Annotated in this window: 13 protein-coding genes and 1 tRNA gene; 11 read left to right on the top strand and 3 right to left on the bottom strand. The window is 70.5% G+C overall.

Annotated features, from left to right (window positions below; genetic code table 11):
• Positions 1-384: 384 nt before the first annotated feature.
• The 5 genes from ACIBK3_RS38610 (at position 385) to ACIBK3_RS38590 (ending at position 7,029) form a co-directional block, all read left to right on the top strand.
• Positions 385-1,674, top strand: a complete 1,290-nt coding sequence (locus ACIBK3_RS38610; RefSeq protein WP_399372579.1) for an ABC transporter substrate-binding protein — start codon at positions 385-387, stop codon at positions 1,672-1,674.
• On the top strand, positions 1,674-2,672 hold the full coding sequence (locus ACIBK3_RS38605) for a carbohydrate ABC transporter permease (RefSeq protein ID WP_399372578.1): 999 nt from the start codon (positions 1,674-1,676) through the stop codon (positions 2,670-2,672). Before ACIBK3_RS38610 ends, ACIBK3_RS38605 begins: the two co-directional genes overlap by 1 nt.
• Complete coding sequence (locus ACIBK3_RS38600) at positions 2,672-3,568, top strand: carbohydrate ABC transporter permease (protein WP_399372576.1); 897 nt, start codon at positions 2,672-2,674, stop codon at positions 3,566-3,568. Before ACIBK3_RS38605 ends, ACIBK3_RS38600 begins: the two co-directional genes overlap by 1 nt.
• Positions 3,569-3,579: 11 nt before the next feature.
• On the top strand, positions 3,580-4,179 hold the full coding sequence (locus ACIBK3_RS38595) for a hypothetical protein (protein ID WP_399372575.1): 600 nt from the start codon (positions 3,580-3,582) through the stop codon (positions 4,177-4,179).
• 114 nt (positions 4,180-4,293) lie between these two features.
• The gene (locus ACIBK3_RS38590; RefSeq protein ID WP_399372573.1) at positions 4,294-7,029 is read left to right on the top strand and encodes a Tat pathway signal sequence domain protein; all 2,736 of its coding nucleotides are present in this window, start codon (positions 4,294-4,296) and stop codon (positions 7,027-7,029) included.
• Between the two features lie 207 nt (positions 7,030-7,236).
• Here ACIBK3_RS38590 and ACIBK3_RS38585 read toward each other — a convergent pair whose 3' ends face one another.
• Complete coding sequence (locus ACIBK3_RS38585; RefSeq protein ID WP_399372571.1) at positions 7,237-9,753, bottom strand: SCO7613 C-terminal domain-containing membrane protein; 2,517 nt, start codon at positions 9,751-9,753, stop codon at positions 7,237-7,239.
• A gap of 65 nt (positions 9,754-9,818) precedes the next feature.
• Here ACIBK3_RS38585 and ACIBK3_RS38580 point away from each other — a divergent pair, with 65 nt between their 5' ends.
• Positions 9,819-10,265 carry an SRPBCC family protein gene (locus ACIBK3_RS38580; RefSeq protein ID WP_399372570.1) on the top strand — a complete coding sequence of 149 codons (447 nt, stop codon included), beginning with the start codon at positions 9,819-9,821 and terminating at the stop codon, positions 10,263-10,265.
• 39 nt (positions 10,266-10,304) lie between these two features.
• A tRNA-Val gene (locus tag ACIBK3_RS38575) sits at positions 10,305-10,376 on the top strand.
• Between the two features lie 61 nt (positions 10,377-10,437).
• Here ACIBK3_RS38575 and ACIBK3_RS38570 read toward each other — a convergent pair.
• Positions 10,438-11,163, bottom strand: a complete 726-nt coding sequence (locus ACIBK3_RS38570; RefSeq protein WP_399372569.1) for a 3'-5' exonuclease — start codon at positions 11,161-11,163, stop codon at positions 10,438-10,440.
• A gap of 192 nt (positions 11,164-11,355) precedes the next feature.
• Here ACIBK3_RS38570 and ACIBK3_RS38565 point away from each other — a divergent pair, with 192 nt between their 5' ends.
• From ACIBK3_RS38565 to thrS, 3 genes are all read left to right on the top strand, one after another.
• Complete coding sequence (locus tag ACIBK3_RS38565; protein ID WP_398660087.1) at positions 11,356-11,922, top strand: DUF4365 domain-containing protein; 567 nt, start codon at positions 11,356-11,358, stop codon at positions 11,920-11,922.
• The gene (locus ACIBK3_RS38560; RefSeq protein ID WP_399372568.1) at positions 11,919-13,151 is read left to right on the top strand and encodes a hypothetical protein; all 1,233 of its coding nucleotides are present in this window, start codon (positions 11,919-11,921) and stop codon (positions 13,149-13,151) included. Before ACIBK3_RS38565 ends, ACIBK3_RS38560 begins: the two co-directional genes overlap by 4 nt.
• 194 nt (positions 13,152-13,345) lie before the next feature.
• Positions 13,346-15,325 carry a threonine--tRNA ligase gene (gene thrS, locus ACIBK3_RS38555; RefSeq protein WP_399372567.1) on the top strand — a complete coding sequence of 660 codons (1,980 nt, stop codon included), beginning with the start codon at positions 13,346-13,348 and terminating at the stop codon, positions 15,323-15,325.
• A gap of 67 nt (positions 15,326-15,392) precedes the next feature.
• Here thrS and ACIBK3_RS38550 read toward each other — a convergent pair whose 3' ends face one another.
• Positions 15,393-16,049, bottom strand: a complete 657-nt coding sequence (locus tag ACIBK3_RS38550) for a potassium channel family protein (protein WP_399372565.1) — start codon at positions 16,047-16,049, stop codon at positions 15,393-15,395.
• Between the two features lie 67 nt (positions 16,050-16,116).
• On the opposite strand from ACIBK3_RS38550, the gene ACIBK3_RS38545 reads away from it, so the two are divergent.
• Positions 16,117-16,674: an HIT family protein gene (locus ACIBK3_RS38545; RefSeq protein WP_399372564.1), complete on the top strand. Its 558-nt coding sequence runs from the start codon at positions 16,117-16,119 to the stop codon at positions 16,672-16,674.
• The last annotated feature ends 135 nt before the right edge of the window (positions 16,675-16,809 follow it).

The raw sequence follows: 16,809 nt of genomic DNA, 5'->3' as shown, positions 1-16,809 counted from the left end.
CGTCTGCGAGAGAAGCGGACGGGCCGCCGTCGTCTGTGCGTCGGGCGGGCGCCATCCCTGGCCCGGGTGCCGGGTGCCGGGTGCCGGGTGCCGGGTGCCGGGACTGTTCGGCCTCCGGGTCCGGGCGAGTTCTGGCCGATCGATATCCGCGTGTCCAGGGCCCGTTCGTGTTCGGCCCGCCGATCGTGTGCGCCTCACCTGCGGCATCGCCTTCCTGCGAACGCGATGCGGACCCGACGTACCGTCAACTCGCCCTGCCTGCCGGTGAGAAATTCCTGTCCGAATCATTGACGCACCACGGGGCCCTCCGTACCTTGTGCCAGCAAGCGCTTACTTGAAACGATTCATGCAGGCGGCAACGACGCTGCGCGGGGAGGCCCGACTGTGGGAAACAGCAGGAATGTCGAGAGGCGAACGATCCTCAAGGCCGCGGGGGCCACGGCGGTCACAGTGGGCCTGGCCGCGACCACGGGGTGCGGGGGAGACAGCGGGACCTCCGCGGACGGGACGGTGACGATCCGTTACGCGTGGTGGGGAGCCGAGGACCGCGCCCAGCGGATCAACAAGACCATCGCGCTCTTCGAGAAGAAGTACCCGAAGATCAAGGTGAAAACGGACTTCCAGCCCTATCTCGACTTCTGGAAGAAGTTCAACACCCAGGCTTCCGGCGGGAACCCGCCGGACGTCTTCCAGAATGCCATTGGATTCCTGCGGAAATACGACGCGAAGAACGTGCTGCTGGATCTCAGTGAGCAGGTCAAGGCGGGCAATCTCTCCATGGACGGCTTCCGGGCCGGGCTGGAGAAGTTCGGCGAGATCGACGGCAAGCTCCTCGGCGTTCCGGTCGGCTCCAACTCGATGGCCCTGGTGATCGACAAGCCCGTCTACACCAGAGCGGGCGTGAAGCCGGAGCAGGGCTGGACCTGGGACGATTTCGACGCGGCGATGAAGAAGATCCGGGACAAGAGCGGGCGTGCCGGTGACAGCGGCATGTACGGCGTCATGTACCTGTACGACCTCTACCTGCGCCAGAACGGCAAGGCGTTCTTCACCGAGGACGGGCTCGGCTTCACCGAGGCCGATCTGACGGACTGGTGGACGAAGGCCAAGAAGGGCATCCAGGAGGGCGTCTTCGCCGACGCCAAGAAGGTCGCCCAGGTCAAGCCCAAGTCGGCCGTCTCCGCGGAACTCGCCGCCAGTGAGTTCACCTGGGACAACTTCACCGTCCGCTACACCTCCGAAGGCAAGAGCGAGTACGGTCTGGCCCCCATCCCGACCACCGACGGCAAGAAGACCGGCCAGTACCTCGGCTCCCTGATGCTCAGCGGCTCCAAGCGGACGCAGCACCCCAAGGAAGTCGCGCAGTTCATCGACTTCATGGTGCACGACCCCGAGGTCGCCAAGATCATGGGCTACGACCGTGGGGTGCCCGCGACACAGGCCCAGTACGACGCCTTCAAGCCGACCGACGAGGTCAACAAGGCCATCGCCGCCTATGAGGAGTCCCTCGTCAAGGCGGGCGTCCTGGAGCCGATCACCCCGCACCCGAACGGCGCCGACATCTGCGAGGCCGCCTTCCTGCGCATCGCCGAGGAACTCGCCCTGGGCACGCGCTCGGTCGCCGACGCCGTCAAGCAGTTCTTCACCGAGTCGAAGACGGCTCTCGTCGCCTGATGGGAACCACCGTGACACACGCCCCCGCGATGGAGGGCCTGTCCAAGGACTCCGAGCCGCGGCACGGTCCGGTGGACTCCCCGCGCCCCGCCGCACTCAAGCGGCGGGGCCGCCGGGAGACCCTGGCCGGCTACCTCTTCATGTCCCCCTGGATCGCCGGCTTCCTGCTGCTCACAGCGGGTCCGATGATCGCCTCGCTCTACTTCGCGTTCACCGACTACAACCTGTTCGACGCGCCGAAGTGGATCGGCCTCGACAACTTCTCCGAGATGTTCGGCGACCCGCGCTGGCGCCACTCGGTGAAGGTGACGATGTGGTACGTCGTCATCGGGACCCCGCTCAAGCTGCTGCTGGCTCTCGGGGTGGCGCTGCTGCTCGCCCAGAAGCGGCGCGGGCAGGCCTTCTACCGGGCTGCCTTCTACGCGCCGTCGCTGATCGGGGCGAGCGTCTCCGTCGCGATCGTCTGGAAGGCGATCTTCTCGGACGACGCGATCGTCGACCGTACGCAACAGCTCTTCGGGATCGACGTCGGCGGCTGGACCGGCGACCCCGAGATGATCATCTACAGCCTGGTGGCGCTCACCGTCTGGCAGTTCGGCGCCCCGATGGTCATCTTCCTGGCCGGCCTCAAGCAGGTCCCGCGTGAGCTGTACGAGGCGGCCGAGGTCGACGGGGCGGGCAAGTGGCGGCGGTTCTGGAACATCACACTGCCGATGATCTCCCCGGTCCTCTTCTTCAACGTCCTGCTGGAGACCATCCACTCCTTCCAGATCTTCAGCTCGGCGTACATCGTCGGCGGCGGCGCCGGAAGCAACGCCTGCGGTCCGGCGGACGGCTCGATGGTCTACACCTGCTATCTCTACGTCCAGGGCTTCGAGAACAGCCGCATGGGTCTGGCCTCCGCGATGGCCTGGATGCTGCTCGTCGCGGTCGCCCTGGTGACGGCGGTGCTGTTCTGGTCCCAGAAGCGCTGGGTGCACTACGAGGAGGGCGCCTGATGAGCGCACAGGCCACCGGCATCGCCCCGGCCCCGTCCACGAAGGCGCAGGGCGCCCTCAGGCGCAAGCTGCCCGGCTCCCTCGCCTGGCACATCGGATCCCTGGCGATCCTCGCCGTCATCCTCTACCCGGTGATCTGGGTCATCGGAGGCTCGCTCAAGAAGAGCGAGGACATCGTCGGCAGCCTGGACCTGCTCCCGGGCTCCCCGACGACCGCGAACTACACGCGGCTGACCGAGGGCATCGCGGACATCTCGATCTCCACGTTCTTCCTCAACTCGCTGACTCTCGCGGTCGGTTCCGTGATCGGGATCCTGCTGTCCTGCTCGCTGACCGCGTACGCCTTCGCGAAGATCAAGTTCGCGGGCCGCAACCTCCTGTTCACGCTGATGATCGGCACGCTCCTGTTGCCGTACCACGTGCTGCTGATCCCGCAGTACGTGCTCTTCCGCAACATGGGAATGATCAACTCGTACACCCCGCTGCTGCTCGGGAAGTACCTGGCCACCGAGGCGTTCTTCGTCTTCCTGATGATGCAGTTCATGCGCAACCTGCCCAGGGAACTCGACGAGGCGGCCCGCCTCGACGGCTGCGGGCACCTGCGCATCTACTGGTCGATCGTGCTGCCGCTGTGCCGTCCGGCCCTCATCACCAGCGCGATCTTCACCTTCATCAACTCCTGGAACGACTTCATGGGGCCGCTGATCTACCTCAACGAGCCCGACAAGTACACGGTCTCCCTCGGCCTGAAGATGTTCGTGGACCAGGAGGGAGTGGCCGACTACGGCGGCATGATCGCCATGTCGCTGGTCGCGCTGCTGCCGGTGCTGGCCTTCTTCCTGGCCTTCCAGCGTTATCTGATCGACGGTATGGCGACGTCCGGACTGAAGGGCTGAGGCGGGTTTCCATGGCCGAAGCACGCGTGAAAGCCCGCGCCCCACGCAAGGAGTCCGTCTTCGCCGAGCGGTTCGCGGTGTTCGCCGAGTGTCTGCTCACCGGGGTGTGGATCGCGGTGGCCTCGCTCGGCGTGGTCACCTACCCGGCCGCCTTCGCCGCCGGCGCGCGGCACCTGCGTCGCCGTACCGCTCATGAGGGCGGCGGCTGGCTGGAGTTCGTCGCCGACTTCCGGGTGGCCGTACGCGGCGGATGGATCGCCGGGCTGTCCGGCTGGGCCGCGGCGGCCGCGGTCTGGGTGGACGTGCAGGCCGTGCGGGCCGGGATCCCGGGCGGGCCGCTGGTCGGGGCCGTCGGTGTGTTCGCGCTCATCGGGTTCGTCGTGGCCGGGCTGCGCGCGGCGGCGGTGTGGACGCCCGGCGCCACCTGGCGTTCCCTGCTCGCCCAGGCCGGCCGCCGGACCGTGCTGGACCCCGTCGGCTCCTTCCTGGTCGTCGGCGGACTGGCCGTGGTGGTCGTGTCCGCGTGGTTCGCCGCGCCGCTGGCGGTCCCCGTCCTCGGGGCTGTCGCGGCGGCAGCCGTCGCCGTGGAGGAGCGCCACCGGCGCCGCTGACCGGCGGCTCCCCTCACCTCCTGTCACCAGGTCGGCGCCCCGAGCGCCGTACCTCTCCCTGTCATGCCCCTGACCACCTCCTGCACCCCGCACGGAAGGAAAGGCTGCATCCCCATGTCTCCCATCCCCCGTAGGTCCATTCTGAAGGCGGCCGCCGTCGCCGGAGCCGCCGCCCAGTTCAGCTGGGCCCTGGGAACGAAGGACGCACAGGCCGCCCCGCGAGCCGCGGGCGCCGACGACGACCCGGTGACCCTGGACTGGCTGGAGGACGGCGGCCTCGGCGCCGCCCCCGGCTCCACCGTCGGCGTGCCCTGGCCCAAGGGCGTCCACCGGGACGACCAGAGGTTCTCGGTCACGGACGCCGACGGCAAGGCCGTGCCCGTACAGTCCTGGCCGATCGCCTACTGGCCGGACGGCTCGCTCAAGTGGACCGCTCACGCGGTGAGTTCCGGCTCCGGCAAGCTGACTCTCGCGGCCGGTGAGGCCGCCGCCCCCGACAAGAAGGTGACCGTCGACCGGAGCGGCGGCACGATCACCGTCTCCACCGGCGTCATCACGGCCAGGATCGGCACGTCCGGCGCCACGCTGATCAAGTCGGTCACCCGTGGCTCGACGGAGATCGCCAGGAACGGCCGGCTCGTGCTGATCCGGCAACCCGAGATCGAGGACGAGGACCAGGGCTCGGTGAAGACCGAGCGCTTCGAGGGAGCCATCTCCTCGGTCACCGTCGAACAGGACGGCCCGGTCCGCGCGGTCGTCAAGATCGACGGCAAGCACCGCAAGGGCGACCGGAGCTGGCTGCCGTTCTCGATCCGGCTCTACTTCTACGCGGGCGCCGACTCCTTCCGCATGGTGCACACCATCACGTACGACGGCACGCAGGAGCCCGGAAAGGCCAGCGGCGACTTCATCCGCGGCCTCGGCGTCCGCTTCACCGTACCGATGCGGGACCAGGCGTACGACCGCCACATCCGGATCGGCGGCGAGGGCACCGGTCTGCTGCGCGAGGCGGTCAAGGGCATCACCGGACTGCGCCGCGACCCGGGCGCGGCCGTGCAGGCGGCGCAGTACGAGGGGAAGAAGCTGCCCGACCCGTCCACCTGGGACCAGCGGGTCACCACCAGGCTCCAGTACATCCCCGAGTGGGGCGACTACACCCTCTCCCAGCTCTCCGCCGACGGCTTCACCCTGCGCAAGCGCACCAAGAAGGGGCACGGCTGGATCGGCGCCGGCGGCGGCAAGCGGGCCTCCGGATTCGGGTACGTCGGCGGCGCGAGCGGCGGACTCTCCTTCGGCCTCAGGGACTTCTGGGAGAAGTTCCCGGCCCAGCTCGACATCCGCGACGCCCAGACCGACGAGGCCGAGGTCACCCTCTGGCTCTGGTCGCCCGAGGCGCAGCCCATGGACCTGCGCTTCTACCACGACGGCATGGGCCAGGACACCTTCGCCGAGCAGCTCGAAGGCCTCAACATCACCTACGAGGACTACGAGCCCGAGTTCGGTACCCCGTACGGCATCGCCCGCACCTCCGAACTCCTCTTCTGGGCCAACGAGTCCACGCCGAGCGCCGACCAGCTCGCCGAACAGGTCGAGGCCGTACGGGTGCTGCCGCAGCTGGCCGCCCCGCCCAAGCAGCTCATCAAGGCCGGGGTCTTCGGCCCGAGCCTCTACTCCGAACCGGACCGCTCCACGCCCGCCAAGGCGAAGATCGAGGACCACCTCGACTTCCTCTTCACCTACTACAAGGACCAGGTGGAGCAACGCCGTTGGTACGGCTTCTGGGACTACGGCGACATCATGCACACGTACGACGCGGCCCGGCACGTGTGGCGGTACGACATCGGCGGCTACGCCTGGGACAACTCCGAGCTGTCGCCCGACCTGTGGCTCTGGTACGCGTATCTGAGAAGCGGACGCTCCGACATCTTCCGGTTCGCCGAGTCGATGACCAGGCACACCGGAGAGGTCGACGTCTACCACCTGGGCAAGTGGGTCGGCCTCGGCACCCGGCACGGTGTGCAGCACTTCGCCGACAGCGCCAAGCAGCAGCGCATCGCCAACACCACCTACCGGCGCTTCTACTACTTCCTCACCGCCGACGAACGGGTCGGCGACCTCATGCACGCCAACGTCGACTCCGACGAGACGTTCCTGGTCCTCGACCCGCTGCGCAAGGTCCGCACCGACCCCTACACCCCCGACCGGCACGCCCTGTCGGTCGGTTTCGGTACGGACTGGAGCGGCTTGGTGTCGGCCTGGCTGACCGAGTGGGAACGCAAGGGCCCCAAGTGGGAGAAGGCCAAGGCGCGTGTCCTGTCGACGATGGAGGGCATCGCCGCCCAGCCCAACGGCTTCGTCCAGGGCAGCGGGCTGTACGACCTCGACACGGGCAAGTTCGCCGTCGCCCCGGCGCCGGTGGTGTCGGTCTCGCACCTCTCCGCCGTCTTCGGCCTCAACGAGTTGTGCGCCGAACTGATCGACCTCGTCGACATGCCGAAGTTCAACGAGGCCTACTTCGACTACTGCCGCTACTTCAACGCCACCAAGGCCGAGCAGAAGGCCCGCTACGGCTCCGACTTCGGCTCGCTCCTGCTGTTCCAGGGCCACTCCCGCCTGGACGCCTACACCGCCGTGCGGACCGGTGACGAGAAGCTCGCCAAGCGGGCCTGGGACAAGTTCTACAACTCCGACGGCTACAAGGAGTCGTCGCCCTGGAAGACGGAGAAGCTGAGCGGACCGGCGACCCTGGTACCGGGCAGCGAGGCCGCGTGGGTGTCCTCGAACGACACCGCGCTCTACGGCCTCGCCGCCATCGAGAACCTGGCACTGCTGGGCGACAAGATGCCCTAGCCGGGGCCTAGGGCCTGTTGCGAAAGTGGCCTCTGCCGCGCGACGCCCGGCACGCACTCTCGCCGCACCGCCCGAAAGCCCGAGTACGCCCAGTACGAGGGCTTCCGGGCGGCACTCCCCCAGCCTTCGGCCGGGGGGACCCCCAGAGCACGCACCGGACGCCGCGCGGCCGCCCTCCGGGCAACGAGGCCACTTTCGCAACAGGCCCTAGTCCATCTTCCCCAGGACCTCCCGCACCCGTCGGACGTCCCGGATGCGCTGCTCGTACGTCGCTCCGAGTGCGAGCAGCAGCAGTCCGGCGAGGGCGGGAGGCACCCAACGCGGGAGCACTCCGGTCACCTGCACGAGATACGGGGCGAGTTCGTGCAGCGCGAGCAGGGTGAGCACCGAGCCGCCGAGCAGCAGCGGTGCCTGGAGGTGGTGCCGGGCGCCCAGCAGGGTGACCGCCAGCGCCGCGCCGCCGAGCAGCAGCGGGCGCGTCCAGTGGGCGTCGCCCCAGGCCGCGACGAGGCTCGGGATCAGAGTGGCGGCGAGTCCGGGGCCGTACGCCGTCCAGGAGGATGCCTGCGGATCGCGGCGTCGGCGCAGGGCGCCGACCAGCAGCGCGGGGACGGTGACCGGGAGGGTGTACGCCTCGGGGGCGCCGACGTCCCAGGAAGCCAGCCGGACCCAGGTGGCCAGCACGAAGAGGGCGGTGGCCGCGTAGCCGAGGGAGCGCCGCTCCGGGCGTACGGCCGTCCCGGCGGTGATCACCGCGCACAGGGCCAGGACGAGGGCGAGCACGGGCGGGTCGGTCACGGCGAGGGCCACGGCGAGCCCTCCGGCCGCGGCACCCGCCGCCTCGACCGGCACGGTCGCCGGAGAGCCGCCCAGCCGTGCCGCGAGCAGGGCCGCGACGGTCGGCACCGCCAGCACGAGCAGGGCGGTGTGGGCGGGCGTCCAGTCCGCGGCGGCGCCGGTCGCGCAGGCGAGCGCGGCGGCGTACGCGAGGGCGGCCGGGGCCGTGACGGGCGTGAGACGCGTGGACCAGGAGGCGGCCGCCCACAGCGCGGTCAGGGCGGACAGCACGGTGAGGGTCGCGGTCTGGGTGGCGAGGGAGAGCGCGGCGAGGCTGAGGGAGCTGAGCAGCGCGAGGAGGAGAGCGGTGAGCTTGGCCGGCAGGAAATGCCGTACGTCAGGTGTCGGCGCGGTCGGTTGGGGCGCCCGAGTACCCTCCGGGGACGGGGACGGGGACGGGGACGGGGACGGGGACGGCGACGGCAGCGCTCGGCGTACGGCTCCCGCCGCTCCCAGAGCGGCGGCGATCACGACTCCCTGGACCGACAGGCCGACGGCGTAAGGAAGTTCGAGCACCGCCGGAAGGATCGCAGCCGTGGCCCAGGTCAGCCCCAGCGCGCCGGTCAGGGCTCGTGGGCGCCAGGTCGTGTCGCGGACCGTCAGGACGAGCACGGCCGCGACGGCCGCCGGCACGAGGGGTGCCGTCGCCGCGTGCGGCGGCCAGGCCACGTCCGTCGTCACCGCGACCCGGGAGTCCGAGGGTGCCCCCGCCCACGCGCGGGTCACCCAGCCGGCCGGTCCCAGCAGCGCGACGGCGAGGACGGGCAGCGTCCACAGCACGGCGAGCGCCTGTACCGCCCCGGATGCCCACGCGAGACCGCCTCGCACCGCGTCCGGCAGGGCCGTGGCCCGCACCGCCGCCAACAGGGCTATTGCGCAGGCCAGATGGACCGGAACCGTCCACGCCTCCGGGAGTGCGGGGCGGGCCGTACCGCCGACCGCGCCGACCGCGAGCAGCCCCGAGGCGACGACGAGACCGACGCCCCGCTTCTCGCCCTGGCTCCGCCAGGCGGCACCCAGCGCGATCGCGGCGGCGAGGAGGAGGAGCGCCGCCGCACGGGCGGCGGCGCCCACGCCGGTGGCCGTCCAGGACAGCCAGCCGGCGGCCAGTACGCCCCAGGCGCCCGCGCCGTACGCGCCGACAGCGGCGACGCCCCGCACGGACCCGGAGGTCACCCGGAGCGCCAGCACCGTGTCGGCTGCGGCGGTCACCAGGAGCGCGGCCGTGACCCCGTACGGACCCGCGTCCGCCGCGACCGCCCACAGCAGCAGCGGGAACTGGCCGGCCACCACGGCGGCGGGGAGGGGCAGACGCAGCGCGGCCGTGGCCGGCAGCAGACCGTACCCGGTCCACAGCAGGGCCAGTACGGCCGTCGCCGCCGCCGCGTATCCGGTGCCGTCGACCCCCGCGAGGGCGGCCTCGTGCAGGGCGTACGCGTCCAGCAGCGTCAGCGCGAGCCCGAGGCCCGCCACCGACTCGGCCGTCGAACGCAGCCCCCGCCGCAGCGGCACCGCCGGCACGGCGAGCGCGGTCAGGGTGACCGCGCCCAGCACCAGAGCCCGCCCGGTGATCCCCAGGTGACCCCAGCTGACCAGGGTGAACACCATCGCCGCGACGGTGAGCAGGACACCGCCGAGCAGGAGGAGAAGGTTCTGCACGCCGAGTGCGGAGGTCTCCGGGCGAGGCGGGGTCACGGACATCGACGGGGTCTGAGGCTGCGGCTGCGGCTTCTGCAGGGTGGCGACCAGCCAGGCGCGACGGGCCAGCAACTGGGCCCGGTGGGCGTCCAGGCGCCACAACTCGGCGTCGAGGATCCGCAACTCCTCGGCCGGTGGCGGAATGTGCGTCATGCCGTCGAGTGTGGTGTGCGTCACGTCGTACGGCATGAGTGTGCGTACTCAGGTCGTACTCAGATACGCCTCACCGCGCCCGCCTCGGGCAGACTCGGCTCATGGACTGGAACCGTTACCGCTTCCGCAGCCGGTGGCGTCTGCCCGCCGCGCCGACCGCCGTATACGCCGCGCTGGAGCGGGTCGAGGACTATCCGCGCTGGTGGCGCCAGGTGCGGGAGGTGAACCGGGTCGACGACTCGACCGGCCTCGTCCGCGTCCGCTCCCTCCTGCCCTACGACGTGACCTTCACCGCCCGTGAGGTGCGCCGCGACCCGGTGGCCCGGGTCCTGGAGACCGCCTTGTCCGGGGACATCGACGGCTGGGCACGCTGGACGGTCACCGCGGACGGCACAGGCAGTGTGGCCCGCTACGAGCAGGTGGTCGACGTCAGCAAGCCGCTGCTCAGGCGATTCGCCGTACCGGGACGGCCGCTCTTCCGCGCCAACCACTGGCTGATGATGCGGGCCGGGCGGCGCGGACTGGTCGGCCACCTGACAACGGTTTGAAGGAAACCCGCGGGGACCTGTATTGTTCAGTGCGTTCCCGGGCGATTAGCTCAGTGGGAGAGCGCTTCGTTCACACCGAAGAGGTCACTGGTTCGAACCCAGTATCGCCCACCGGGAAAAGCCGGTCCGCCTGAGGCGGACCGGCTTTCTTCATGCCGCCGCACGCGAACCCTCATGCCGCCGCCGGCATGTCCGGGCGCAGCGGCCACGCCGGATCCACCGTCTCCTCCGTGCCGCTGCGGGCGAACCACGCCTGCAGGCCCCGAGCCTGCGCCGCGTGCCACACCGCCTGGAGCGTGTGCAGCTCGGCCGGGCTCAGCCGCTCCAGCCGCGTCGCGAACCGGCGCCCCACCGCCCGTACGACATCCAGCGCGGCCAGTGCGTCGGCCCCCGCGTCGTGCGCGCCCTCCAGCTCGACGCCGTAGTGCCCGCACAGGTCGGTGAGGGTGCGGCGGCCCTTGCGGTAGCGGTCCAGGTGCTTGTCGAGGACCCTCGGGTCGAGCACCAGCAGGGGGGAGGCATCGAACCAGCGGTCCAGGGACGAGGCGCGGTGCCGGCGCAACTCCCGGTCCAGGAGCGTCAGGTCGAACGGCGCGTTCATCACCACCAACGGCCGTCCGGCGCGCGCCTGTTCGGCCAGCGCCTCGGCTATCTCGTACATCACCGGAGCGGGCCAGCGGCCGTTGCGCTGGAGATGCTCCTCCGTCAGTCCGTGCACCTCTGTCGCCCCGGCGGGCACCGGCACGCCCGGGTTCACCAGCCACCGGGTCACCCGTGGCCGGGTGCCCGGGGCGTCCTGGACGACGACGGCGGCCGACACGATCCGGTCGGTCTCGACGTCCACGCCCGTGGTCTCCGTGTCGAAAGCAGCCAGCGGCCCTTCGTACCAGCAAGCCATACCTACCCAACCCCTCGTTCACCCGCGGCAGCTGACGCCCCGTCGTCTGCCCCGTTTGGTGATACCCGGGCTGTTTGCGCCGTACGCCGGAAGGACACAACAGGAATACGGGTCCTTGCAGTTCAGCGGCCCGGCGCGGGACGCACTCGGCCCAGGCATGGGCACTTCGTCTGTTCTGGAAGGCTGTTGGTCATGGCGATAGCGCAGCCCGAGCGGGGCGGGCTGCTGCCCGAACGCACGGCTCCCCATCGCGGCACACTCGCCACCACCGCCTGCATGGAAACCCTGCAGGTGGGCTACTTGCACGCGGTCGCCGCGGCGGCCGGCTGCTCGCTGTCGCAGCCCTTTCCGGACAACGGCATCGACTGGCACGTCAGTCACGGCTCGCCCGGGCACACCGTCGACGACGAGGTCACCATCAAGGTGCAGTTGAAATGCACCTACCAGGTCCCGCCGAACCCTCCCGGGCGCACGTTCTCCTTCACGCTCGACAACGACCACCTGCGCAAGCTCGCCCGCAGCCCGGTCTCGGTGCACAAGATCCTCGTGGTGATGCTCGTGCCGAGATCCCAGGACGACTGGTTGCGGGCCAGCCACGACCGGCTCGACCTCAGGCACTGCTGCTACTGGGTCAACCTCGCCGGTCACCCGATCACCGGCCGGACCCGGACCACCGTGCGGATACCGACCTCGCGCATCTTCGACGACCGGGCGCTCTGCGAGATCATGACGCGGGTCGGGACCGGAGGCAGACCATGACGCACCGCCCGCTGGAAGAGCCACTGCGGTCCGTACGACCGCATCCCGTCGACCAGACCGCCGTCACCTGGACCCGCCCCCCCGACCCCGCCGACGTCGATCCCGCCGTGCTCGGTGCCCTGCTGCACCGGCACGGCTGGCAGCGGCGCGGGGGAGCGGCCGGCCGCTACGGCCGCTGGACCCCGCCCGGACCGGGCGGCGGCATGAGCCTGCTGGTGCCCGAGAGCCGCGCCTTCCCCGACAGCGACGACCTGCTCGGCGAGGCGCTGCTCGCGCTGTCGCGCAGCGCCGCGCCCTCCGCGCGCGAGGTGCTGGTCTCCCTCGCCGTGCCCAGCGACGAGATCCGCTGGTGGCGCGACGTCCCCACCGGACCGGCCGGCGCCACTGCCTGGACGGTCGAGGAGCAACTGCGAACGGCTTCCCGGCAGATGCTGCTCGCCGGAGCGCTCGCCACGCGCGCGCGGGCCGGCTACTACGGCGCCCGCCACCGGCGCACCGCCGCCACGGTCCTGGAGAACGTGCTCGTCGGCGCCGCGGCCGAGGGCAGGCGCCTGACCGCGTTCGTCCCCGTCGACACCGGCCGCCCGCTCGCCGTCCGCCTGCACCAGGCCCTGTACGCCGCCCGCGAGGCCATCGACTACCAGCGCGCCACCGGCGGCATGGACGCCTTCGACGGCGCCGTGGAGGCAGGCGTGAGCCGTGAGCTCACGGAGGCGCTGATCGCCCTCGTGCGCGGTACGGAAGGGGCGCGCGTCGCCGTCGAGTGGGCACCCGCGGCCGGCGTCCCCGAGGACTGCGCGGCGGGCGGCGAGCCCGTCGAGTTCTCGCCCGGCGACCTGCCCGCCCTGCGCGAGGCCGGCGCCCGCTATCTGCGCGAGGAGCCCTCCGTGCCGGTGCGGATCACCGGAACCGTGGTCCGGATGCGCAGGTCGGGGCCGCGCGGGGAGGGAGCGGTACGGCTGCGGGTGATCGCCGGGGCCGAGGTCCCGCACGTCCGGCTGACCCTGGACGAGGACTCCTACCGGATCGCCGGACACGCGCACCTCGTCGGACTGCCGGTGCGGGTCCTCGGGCGGCTGGAGAGCCGGGGCGGCTTCCGGCGGCTGACGGACGCCTGTGAGGTCGTACCGGTGCAGGTCGACGAGGCGGAGCGGGACCGGCTGATGAAGTCCCTGCAGGACACCGCGGAGATCACGGCCTTCTTCGAGGAGACCCGCGGAGGGGACTGAGACGCAGGTCCGTGGCGGGAGTGAGACGGAGATCCGAGACGGAGGTCCATGGGGACTGAGGCTGGGTGGGGAGACCGGGGTGGCCGGGGCGGGTGGTCATCCGTTTAGCGGTCGGGGGGCGCGGGTCGGTACGATCCGGTCATGCGCGCGCTCCCGGTATGGCGCCGCAGTCCGCCTTCAGTCAGGAGAGACCGGTGTCAGACGTCCGTGTGATCATCCAACGCGATTCCGAGCGGGAAGAGCGCGTGGTGACGACGGGCACTACGGCCGCCGAGCTCTTCGCCGGCGAGCGTTCGATCGTCGCCGCGCGGGTGGGCGGCGAGCTCAAGGACCTGTCGTACGTCCTGTCCGAGGGCGAGGAGGTCGAGGGCGTCGAGATCTCGTCCGAGGACGGCCTCAACATCCTGCGCCACTCCACCGCGCACGTGATGGCGCAGGCCGTGCAGGAGCTCTTCCCCGAGGCCAAGCTGGGCATCGGTCCGCCGGTCAAGGACGGCTTCTACTACGACTTCGACGTCGCCGAGCCGTTCACGCCCGATGACATCAAGCGCATCGAGAAGAAGATGCAGGAGATCCAGAAGCGGGGACAGAGGTTTTCGCGCCGGATCACCACCGACGACGCCGCCCGCGAGGAACTGGCCGACGAGCCCTACAAGCTGGAGCTCATCGGCCTCAAGGGCAATGCCGCGCAGGCCGCCGAGGGCGCCGACGCCGAGGTCGGCGGCGGCGAATTGACGATCTACGACAACCTCGACGCCAAGACCGGCGAGCTGTGCTGGAAGGACCTCTGCCGCGGCCCCCACCTGCCCACCACCCGGAACATCCCGGCGTTCAAGCTGATGCGCTCGGCCGCCGCGTACTGGCGCGGCAGCGAGAAGAACCCGCAGCTCCAGCGCATCTACGGCACCGCATGGCCGTCCAAGGACGAGCTGAAGGCGTATCTGGACTTCCTCGTCGAGGCCGAGAAGCGCGACCACCGCAAGCTCGGCGCCGAGCTGGACCTCTTCTCCATCCCGGAGGAGCTGGGCTCCGGCCTCGCGGTCTTCCACCCCAAGGGCGGCATCGTCCGCCGCGAGATGGAGACCTACTCGCGCAAGCGCCACGAGGACGCGGACTATGAGTTCGTGAACACCCCGCACATCTCGAAGGAAAACCTCTTCGTGACCTCGGGGCACCTGCCGAACTACGGGGACGCGATGTTCCCGCCGCTGGAGTTCGACGGGCAGAACTACCGCCTCAAGGCGATGAACTGCCCCATGCACAACCTGATCTTCAAGGCGCGCGGTCGCTCCTACCGCGAACTGCCCCTGCGGCTCTTCGAGTTCGGCACGGTGTACCGCTACGAGAAGTCGGGCGTCGTGCACGGCCTGACCCGTGCCCGCGGCTTCACGCAGGACGACTCGCACATCTACTGCACCAAGGACCAGATGGCGAGCGAGCTGGACTCGCTCCTGACCTTCGTCCTGGACCTGCTGCGCGACTACGGTCTGAACGACTTCGAACTGGAGCTGTCCACCCGTGACGACTCCCCGAAGTTCATCGGTGAGGACGCGGAGTGGGAGGAGGCCACCGACGCACTGCGTCAGGCGGCCGAGAAGCAGGGCCTCCCGCTGGTTCCCGACCCGGGCGGCGCCGCGTACTACGGCCCGAAGATCTCCGTCCAGGCCAAGGACGCCATCGGCCGCTCCTGGCAGATGTCCACCGTCCAGGTCGACTTCCAGCAGCCCAAGCGGTTCAACCTGGAGTACACCGCGGCGGACGGCTCCAAGCAGCAGCCGGTCATGATCCACCGTGCGCTGTTCGGCTCCATCGAGCGGTTCTTCGCGGTGCTCCTGGAGCACTACGCGGGTGCCTTCCCGGCGTGGCTGGCGCCGGTCCAGGCGGTCGGCATCCCGATCGGGGACGGGCACGTGGAGTACCTGGAGAAGTTCGCCGCCGCGGCCAAGAAGCAGGGGCTGCGGGTCGAGGTGGACTCCTCCTCGGACCGGATGCAGAAGAAGATCCGCAACGCCCAGAAGCAGAAGGTGCCCTTCATGGTCATCGCGGGCGACGAGGACATGTCGGGCGGGTCGGTGTCCTTCCGGTACCGCGACGGCTCCCAGGAGAACGGCATCCCGTTCGACGAGGCCATCGCGAAGATCGCGAAGGTCGTGGAGGAGCGGGCGCAGGTCTGATCTCCTGTCGCCCGCCGACCGGTCTCTCCTGTCGGCGGGCTCCCTCTGCCGACAGGCCCCGGGAGGCTCAGCTTCCCCGGGGCCTGTCGTCGCCCTCGCGGCTGAAGACCTGCAGCAGCCACGCGGAGAACGACCCGGTGACCGCACCGAGCAGCGCGAGGCCGACGCCCATCAGCCCCACTGCGATCAGCCGGCCCACAGGGGTGACCGGAACGACATCGCCGTAGCCGACGGTTCCCAGCGTGGAGCAGGTCCACCACACCGAGTCGCCGAACGTCCGGATCGTCGCGTGCGGGGCGTCGTGTTCCTGCTGGTACACCGCGAGCGCGGCGGCGAACCCGAGCAGCCCCACGGAGAGCGTCGCGTACAGGATGACCCGCGCGTGCAGCGTGAGCCGGGATCGTCCCCGCCGGCGCTGCACGGCCTCGTTGACCTTCACGATCTGCACCGGACGCAACAGCGGCAGCACCATGACCACGGTGTCCAGCCAGTGCCGGCGGACGAACCCCGGGCCCTGCCCGCTGAGCCGCCAGCGCACCCCGTAGTCGACGATGAACATGGCCCAGGTCGCGTAGGTCAGGGCCAGTGCCGAGTCCCTTACGGCGTCGGGCTGGCCGTGCCCGAGGACCCGTACCGCGTAGGAGCCCAGGGACAGCAGCGACGCGACGCCGAGCGGTACCTCGCTGCGGTGCTCCCAGCTGGCCAGACGGCTGTCCTTGTCCACCGGGCCAGCTTGTCCCGGGCCGCTTTCCCCCCAACCCCGGCGACACGGCGCGAACGGGCGAAGCCATATGCTGCACTGCATGACGAGTGAGCCGGAGCAGCAGTGGGGAGTGGGGACCCAGGACGCGTTCCAGCGTCTGTGGACGCCCCACCGGATGGCCTACATCCAGGGCGAGAACAAGCCGACCGGCCCGGGTGCCGGCGACGGCTGCCCCTTCTGCTCCATCCCGGCCAAGTCCGACGAGGACGGGCTGATCGTCCGACGCGGTGAGCAGGTCTACGCCGTGCTCAACCTGTACCCGTACAACGGCGGCCACCTGATGGTCGTGCCCTACCGTCATGTCGCCGACTACACGGACCTCACGGACGCGGAGACGGCTGAGCTGGGCGCCCTGACCAAGCAGGCGATGACCGCCCTGCGCACCGCGTCCGGCGCGCACGGGTTCAACATCGGCATGAACCAGGGCTCGGTGGCGGGCGCGGGCATCGCGGCCCACCTCCACCAGCACATCGTCCCGCGCTGGGGCGGCGACACGAACTTCATGCCCGTGGTCGGCCACACCAGGGTGCTGCCGCAGCTGCTCGCCGACACGAGGAAGATGCTGGCGGACGCCTGGCCCTCGTAGTCCGCCGAGGCGCAGGGCATGCGGGTGTGGGCATCCCCGGCCCGTCCGGCGTCCTTCGAGGAGCAGGCCGTTCGGGCGGAAGGCCGCAAGGGGTCCGGGGCGCCGCCCACGGGACGGGCGCCCCGTCTACGACCC

Source organism: Streptomyces sp. NPDC050287, from assembly GCF_044459385.1.
Classification (GTDB): Bacteria; Actinomycetota; Actinomycetes; order Streptomycetales; family Streptomycetaceae; genus Streptomyces.
Note: the sequence above shows the minus strand (reverse complement) of the source record. Positions and strands in the feature narration are given on the sequence as shown.